1 pseudogene is annotated in these 1,503 nt (G+C 59.5%); it reads left to right on the plus strand.

Annotated elements, in window-relative coordinates:
* A pseudogene (locus ACIOMR_RS30905) lies at nucleotides 1-1,497 on the plus strand (thiamine pyrophosphate-dependent enzyme); the annotation flags it as partial.
* Nucleotides 1,498-1,503 lie beyond the last annotated feature (6 nt).

The following is a 1,503-nucleotide window of genomic DNA, read 5'->3' on the forward strand; positions in this document are numbered from 1 at the left end:
TTCCGTGCCGGCGACCTGTTCATCGGCAAAGAGGAAGCGAGCCTACGCGAAATTCACGAAGCGTTGCAGCAGACATATTGCCGCACCATCGGTGCCGAATTTACGCACATCACTGATTCCGAGCAGCGCCACTGGTTCCAGCACCGCCTTGAAGGCGTGCGTGGTCGCCCGGTGCTGTCTGCGGACGTCAAGAGCCACTTGCTCGAGCGCGTCACTGCAGCGGAAGGCCTGGAAAAATACCTGGGCACCAAATACCCGGGCACCAAGCGTTTCGGCCTGGAAGGCGGCGAAAGCCTGATCCCGATGCTCGACGAGCTGATCCAGCGTTCCGGTTCCTACGGCACCAAGGAAATCGTGATCGGCATGGCCCACCGTGGCCGTTTGAACGTGCTGGTCAACACCTTCGGCAAGAACCCGCGCGAGCTGTTCGACGAGTTCGAAGGCAAGAAGAAGGTCGAGCTGGGTTCCGGTGACGTTAAATATCACCAGGGCTTCTCGTCCAACGTAATGACCACCGGCGGTGAAGTTCACCTGGCCATGGCGTTCAACCCATCCCACCTGGAGATCGTTTCTCCAGTGGTCGAGGGGTCGGTACGTGCGCGCCAGGATCGTCGTAACGATTCCACCGGTGAGAAGGTCCTGCCGATTTCCATCCACGGTGACGCGGCGTTCGCCGGTCAGGGTGTGGTCCTGGAAACGTTCCAGATGTCGCAGACTCGCGGCTTCAAGACCGGCGGTACCGTTCACATCGTCATCAACAACCAGGTGGGCTTCACCATCAGCAACCCGCTGGACGCACGCTCTACCGAGTACGCGACCGACGTTGCCAAGATGATTCAGGCGCCGATCCTCCATGTGAATGGTGATGATCCGGAAGCCGTGTTGTTCGTGACCCAGTTGGCCATCGATTACCGCATGCAGTTCAAGCGTGACGTGGTCATCGACCTGGTCTGCTACCGTCGTCGCGGTCACAACGAAGCGGATGAGCCTAGCGGCACCCAACCGTTGATGTACCAGCAAATCACCAAGCAGCGCACCACCCGTGAGCTGTATGCCGATAGCCTGATCAAGGCCGGCGTGGTGGACGATGCACGTGTTCAGGCGAAGATCGATGAATACCGCAACGCGCTGGACAACGGCCTGCATGTCGTAAAAAGCCTGGTCAAGGAGCCGAACAAAGAGCTGTTCGTTGACTGGCGTCCGTACCTGGGCCACGCCTGGACTGCGCGTCACGACACCTCGTTCGATCTGAAGACCCTGCAGGAACTGTCGGCCAAGCTGCTGGAAATCCCAGACGGTTTCGTCGTACAGCGCCAGGTTGCGAAGATCTACGAAGACCGTCAGAAGATGCAAGCCGGCGGCCTGCCGATCAACTGGGGTTACGCTGAAACCATGGCGTACGCGACCCTGGCGTTCGAAGGTCACCCGATCCGCATGACTGGCCAGGACATCGGCCGCGGTACGTTCTCGCACCGTCACGCTGTGTTGCACAACCAGTAAGAC

The organism is Pseudomonas sp. NPDC087814 (genome assembly GCF_044742865.1).
GTDB lineage: Bacteria > Pseudomonadota > Gammaproteobacteria > Pseudomonadales > Pseudomonadaceae > Aquipseudomonas.